The following is a 5,620-nucleotide window of genomic DNA, read 5'->3' as shown; positions in this document are numbered from 1 at the left end:
CATACCGAACACGGAAGTTAAGCTCTCTAGCGCCGATGGTAGTTGGGACCTTGTCCCTGTGAGAGTAGGACGTCGCCAAGCAACTTTAAGACGAGTCAGAATGACTCGTCTTTTTTGTGTTTTATAAAAATAAGAATGGCTGGTAAATCTCAGTTTATTAAAATTTCACTTTATTGTTCACATCAACAAGTTCAAAACGCTCACAGACGAGTAACATATCTTCAGAGAAATTAAGACCAAGCTCATTTAGTTCCTTTGTAAAAAAACGAACATGGGTGTCTCTCCAGTAATTATAAGTACGATCTCCTTCGCCTTCAGCGATAGCGAATTCTTCGCTTACTTCATTCATTGGTGTTACAGTTACTTCTATTGTCTTAATAATAGCTACAGGTTCATCATTACTATTGAGTATAATACTATAATCATTAGTAGTCGGTAGCGATTCATGTTCTAATTCATAAAAAATGTGACCGGAGCATGTAGCTGTTTTAATACCGTCAATTACTAGTTGTGCAAGATAATTAGGGGCATCCCCAAATTGCCAAGCTGTAACAGATTCTGGTTTTTTGTTGTTTCTCCAATAAGTATCCCAATATGTCTGTGCTAATTGATTCATTTTTATCGTCACCTCACTCTAATTAATATTTAGTCTCTTTATAATTCCTAGGAAATTTACTTATTTGTTATGCCTTTGTACTCATTTTTAATTTGTATTAGTGTGTTGCAAATTAAAAAGATACTATGTGGAGTGAATATAATTTGTAAATATGTTCTGTACATATATGGGATCTTTAAATTTCTAATTGCATTTTATGATAAAGGATATAGTTACTTAAAGAACGTTCAGATTATGAATGGTAGTTTATTATCACTATGCCATATTGAAGTGAGTAATACTAGAGTTAAAATAGATAAAAAAACCGATATTCTAAATTGAATATCAGTTTAATAATATGTGACTTATATGAATCTATAGCAATACGAAAAGCGTAAATAAGATAGCCAACAAAATACGATAGTATGCAAAAGGTTTTAAACCTATCTTCTCTAAAAGCTTTAGAAAAGTTACTACCGCTAGCATCGCTACTATAAAAGAGGTAATGAATCCTACCGCAAACATAGGGATGTCATCGACACTTAAATACTTCCAACTTTTTAGTAAGTCTAAGCCTGTCGCCCCAATCATTACAGGAAGAGCTATTAGAAAAGAGAATTCAGATGCAGTCTTATAATTTACTTTTGCTAATAGACCTCCAGAGATAGTAGAGCCAGCTCTAGAGAAGCCAGGGTATACCGCTAAGCACTGAAATAATCCGATTGTTAAAGCTTGGCGGTATGTTAAATCGTCCAGTGAATAGGCTGCTGCCTCTTTCTTTTTTACTTCTGCAAAGATCATAAGAATTGCCCCTGCTACAAGTCCAATCACAACAGTGTATGGCTGGAATAAGTATGTTTTAATAATATCATGTAGTAGCAAACCAGCAACCACTGCCGGAAATACGCCAAGAAATACATGGAACGCATTGAATTTTTTTTCTTTCTGTATAAGAGGTTTAATATTACATAAAGAAACGAGACGTTTATGATATAAAATTGCAATAGCTAAAATTGCGCCTAGCTGAATAACAATTTCAAACGTTTTTGCTCTTTCTCCCTCAAAGCCTAATAAATGCCCGACTAATATAAGGTGACCAGTAGAAGATATAGGTAAAAATTCAGCTAATCCTTCTACAATACCGAGTATGAAGGCAATAATGATATCGCTCATAGTTTCACTCCTATACATTAATGAATGTCTACTTTTTTAAAATAGAATAGTGTTGCAATAAATCCGGAAATTGTCGTTACTGCAATGATGATATAAGAATACTCTGGTGGATATGTCGGTTGTAATTCGTTATTTGCGATATCTAGAGTAGCGGTCCACGGAAATAAATCTTTATGCTTGGAGTTTACGAGCATAAGATTAGTCATTGTAATAATGACTGTTAATATAATGGGTGGTACATAGCTCTTCATTACAAGAGTTAGTAGCACAATAGGTGAAGACAATAGAAAGAGAAGTCCACCACATATTAAAAATTCTAGGAAAGAACCTAAAAGTAAAGAAATGTTAAAACCAGGGAAGTTCCCCAATAGCCCTAATATTAAAGTAAGTGCCCAAGCGACTAAAGTTAGCATCATAATCCAAAGAAAGAGAATGATGAATTTACTTATAATAAAGCTAATGCGCGACACGGGGATAGTTAGTAAATTTTTCAGTGTATCTTCTGTATATTCGCGGGTAAGCAAATAAGCAACCACTACTCCATATAAGGGGAATCCTATAACTAAAGTAGTATATAAGTTAACGTCAGTGAATAATTGATGGAACCAAATAGTTGGAGTTGGCTGTTTTGTTTTTATATGTATATAAGAGGCTACTACAACTAAGAAAGGTGCGACACCAGCACCAATAATGCTAATTAAAAACATATTAGAGCGTTTTAGCTTTAAGAGTTCTGTATAGAGTAGATTAACCAATTGTTCCACCTCCAACTAGTTTGGTGAAATAATCTTCTAGTCTATCTTCGCTTATCATCATTTTTAATACTTCAATATCATTAAGAACAAATGTTCTGTTTATGTATCCTTGTTGTCCAAAATGAGAGTAAATACGAATATTTCCTTCATCATGTACTTCATAATCAAAAATTTGAAGATGATTTTCTAATAACATCACAGCTTTATCGTCATTATTCACTTGAAACTCTATGTACTTACGGTTTGCCTTGCGCAGCGTATCAAGAGAAACTTCTTCTAGTAACTTTCCTTCATGAATAATTCCGATACGATCGACTAACTGTTCTACCTCGGCTAATATGTGACTAGAAATGAGTATTGTTATATTTCTTTCTTGAGCTAAAGAATGAATAAGTTTTCGCATTTCTTTAATACCAATAGGGTCTAGTCCGTTAGTTGGTTCATCTAATATGAGTAGCTCAGGATAATGGAGAAGAGCACGTGCAATTCCTAAGCGTTGCTTCATTCCTAAAGAATACTTTCCTACTAACTTTTTTGTCTCATGCTGCAAGCCTACTATTTCTAATGCTTCTTCGATAGCATTCTTTTTGTGAACCCCAATTATCTTTGCATTAATTAATAGGTTTTCTTTTGCAGTTAAGTTTTCATAAAATCCTGGAACTTCAACTATAGAACCAATTCTGCTTAAAATATCTTTTTGATTTTGGAATAAGTTCTCTCCGAATATTTCAATCGTTCCACTTGTAGGCTTTATAAGACTAAGTAGCATACGAATGGTTGTTGTTTTACCAGCACCGTTGCGGCCTATGAAGCCATAAATCTCCCCTTGTTGAACATTAATATTTAAATTATCTACTGATTTTTGATTGCCATATACTTTAGTAAGGTTAGTCGTTTTTATAATTGTATTTATAGGAGACACCTGCTTTCTATAAGTTCTTACTTACATCATAAAAAGGAAGGCTTAACTGCATATTAATCATTTCTTAACTATTTCTTAAAAGTATTGTGCTTTGGAATAGAAAAGCCAAAAGTAGTTCGTTTCCATGGAGTACTTTCAACCCATATATGTCCACCGTTTTTCTCAACAAGCGCTTTGGAAATAGAAAGCCCGAGACCGCTACCACCAAATGAAGAGTTTCTTGATTGTTCGCTTCGGTACATTCGCTCAAATACGTTTTGTAAATCATGTTTTGGAATACCAGGGCCTTGATCCCAAATATGAAGTTCGTATTCTGCATCAGCTTCTAGCAATTCGACTCCTATTGTTTTCCCATCCTTTCCGTAATAAATTGCATTTTTCATTAAATTACCGATAATCCGCATAATGCTTAGATGATCTGCGATGATAGGACAAGTAGATTCTGGTATGAGAATTTGCAGTTCGATGTTATGTTTTGAGAGCTCAGGTAAAAATTCAATCAAAACTTCTCTAGTAACTTCAGAAAAGTCGAGTTCTTCTTCTTTTAGTGGAAATTCATTAGCGTCTAGCTTCGCCATATTGAATATTTCATCAACTAGGTGCTTTAAGTTATTTGATTTCATATAGAGTATTTTAAGATATTCTTGTTTTTCTATTTCAGAAGCAGCAACTCCGTCTTTCAAAGCATCTATATATCCGATAATGGAGGTGAGTGGTGTTCGTATATCGTGGGAGATACTAGACAAAAGTTGTTTTCTGGATTCCTCGGATCTTTTGGCTTCAATTTGAACCTGCTCTAATTTACCTATTAGCTCGTTTATTGAAAAAACGATATTATGTAATGAGTGGTCATTGCTTGTGAATAATCTCGTTTGTAAGTTTCCTTTTAGTATACGACTTAATTTAGTATCCATTGCTTTGCGATGTTGAATGAATTGTATTCTTGAAAAGAAGAGATAAATTGTAATTAAGATAAGGATAATAAATAAAGACATTTTTATTTTTGGATCCATTTGTATGTTTAAAATCCCGCAAATGATAAGTTGTAATGAAATCAGGAAGAGGGTTTTATCAGTCTTCAAGCTTTTCACCTACAAACTTATAACCAATTCCCCATATAGTCTGAATGAATTTTGGATTGGAAGGGTCAATTTCTATTTTCTTTCTGAGTTTTCGAATATGTACCATAACGGTATTGTCATCTTCTATATAATTATCGTCCCACACATTTCGGAAGAGCTGTGTTTTTGTAAATACTTGCCCTGGGTTTGAAGTAAAGAATTTTAACAGTTCCAGTTCTTTTCCGGTTAAGCTAATTTCTTCTTTGTTTGTATGAACTGTGTATGTATTTAAATTGATAGTTAGTCCTTTAAAAGATAAAGTTGTTTTTTCTTGAGCAGTATTGTTACTTCCGAGAACTAAAAAACGCCGCATAAGAGCTTTTACTCGTGCAATTACTTCGTGAATGCTGAAAGGTTTCGTAATATAATCATCAGCACCAATGCTTAAACCTAAAATTTTATCAACTTCGTGATCTTTAGCGGTGAGCATTAATATAGGTATGTTAGTTTTATCTCTAAGTTTTTTACATACCTCGATTCCATCTATTTTGGGCATCATAAGATCTAATATAACGAGGTTATAGTTATTTTGATTAAATAAATGTAAGGCTTCTTCGCCGTTGATTGCAGTGTCTACCATGTATAATTCTCGTTCTAAATATATTTTTAATAAATTTCGGATTTCTTTATCGTCGTCTGCTATAAGGATACGTATATCTTTCATATCTTCACCTGCTTCTAATAGAGTTTTATTGATAGTACAACAACTCTCTAATTATATACTAGTATTTGTTAAAATAAGGTTGCTAGTTTTGTTGGAGGAAAACGTCCACACAAGTTAAGTCTAGAGTTCAAATTAACTCGAATATATTTGGAAAAACAAATTAAAGAGAAGCAGAAGGTGTACTCCGATAATGAAATCCTATAGAGACGTATTTAGTTAAAAGAGCATAAAAATATTAAATTGAAGTTCTTTATAAAAAGGTGTTGACGATTATACTTTAGAGGTGTAATATAGAACAAGTCGCCGATGACATTAACGTCGAAAGCGACAAACGAAATAAAAAACTTAGTTGACATTGAAAGATGAAAATGTTAACATAAGGAAGTCGCA

6 protein-coding genes and 1 rRNA gene are annotated in these 5,620 nt (G+C 33.3%); 1 reads left to right on the top strand and 6 read right to left on the bottom strand.

Annotation, left to right across the window (positions count from 1 at the left end; genetic code table 11):
- Window positions 1–81: ribosomal RNA gene (gene rrf / locus GBN91_RS29800) — 5S ribosomal RNA — on the top strand; the annotation flags it as partial.
- A gap of 76 nt (window positions 82–157) precedes the next feature.
- Here rrf and GBN91_RS28405 read toward each other — a convergent pair.
- The 6 genes from GBN91_RS28405 to GBN91_RS28375 all read right to left on the bottom strand — a co-directional run bounded on the left by GBN91_RS28405 (window position 158) and on the right by GBN91_RS28375 (window position 5,230).
- Entirely contained in the window at window positions 158–616 is a 459-nt protein-coding gene (locus tag GBN91_RS28405; RefSeq protein WP_016124221.1) for an ASCH domain-containing protein, read from the bottom strand.
- Between the two features lie 354 nt (window positions 617–970).
- Window positions 971–1,768 carry an undecaprenyl-diphosphate phosphatase UppP gene (gene uppP, locus GBN91_RS28395; RefSeq protein ID WP_001279957.1) on the bottom strand — a complete coding sequence of 266 codons (798 nt, stop codon included), beginning with the start codon at window positions 1,766–1,768 and terminating at the stop codon, window positions 971–973.
- 17 nt (window positions 1,769–1,785) lie between these two features.
- A complete protein-coding gene (locus GBN91_RS28390) occupies window positions 1,786–2,523 on the bottom strand; it encodes an ABC transporter permease (RefSeq protein ID WP_000247719.1) in 738 nt (245 codons plus the stop codon).
- Window positions 2,516–3,445 carry an ABC transporter ATP-binding protein gene (locus tag GBN91_RS28385; protein WP_000074581.1) on the bottom strand — a complete coding sequence of 310 codons (930 nt, stop codon included), beginning with the start codon at window positions 3,443–3,445 and terminating at the stop codon, window positions 2,516–2,518. The genes GBN91_RS28390 and GBN91_RS28385 overlap by 8 nt, the downstream gene beginning before the upstream one ends.
- Before the next feature lie 68 nt (window positions 3,446–3,513).
- The gene (locus GBN91_RS28380; protein ID WP_006921271.1) at window positions 3,514–4,527 is read right to left on the bottom strand and encodes a sensor histidine kinase; all 1,014 of its coding nucleotides are present in this window, start codon (window positions 4,525–4,527) and stop codon (window positions 3,514–3,516) included.
- Window positions 4,517–5,230: a response regulator transcription factor gene (locus GBN91_RS28375; RefSeq protein ID WP_000651995.1), complete on the bottom strand. Its 714-nt coding sequence runs from the start codon at window positions 5,228–5,230 to the stop codon at window positions 4,517–4,519. The genes GBN91_RS28380 and GBN91_RS28375 overlap by 11 nt, the downstream gene beginning before the upstream one ends.
- Window positions 5,231–5,620 lie beyond the last annotated feature (390 nt).

It is taken from the genome of Bacillus sp. B1-WWTP-T-0.5-Post-4 (genome assembly GCF_009183795.1).
GTDB classification, from domain to species: Bacteria; Bacillota; Bacilli; order Bacillales; family Bacillaceae_G; genus Bacillus_A; species Bacillus_A cereus.
Note: the sequence above shows the minus strand (reverse complement) of the source record. Positions and strands in the feature narration are given on the sequence as shown.

Coding starts and splice junctions, on each gene's coding strand:
- GBN91_RS28405 (WP_016124221.1), bottom strand. CDS start 616: ATGAATCAATTAGCACAGACATATTGGGATACTTATTGGAGAAACAAC.
- uppP (WP_001279957.1), bottom strand. CDS start 1,768: ATGAGCGATATCATTATTGCCTTCATACTCGGTATTGTAGAAGGATTA.
- GBN91_RS28375 (WP_000651995.1), bottom strand. CDS start 5,230: ATGAAAGATATACGTATCCTTATAGCAGACGACGATAAAGAAATCCGA.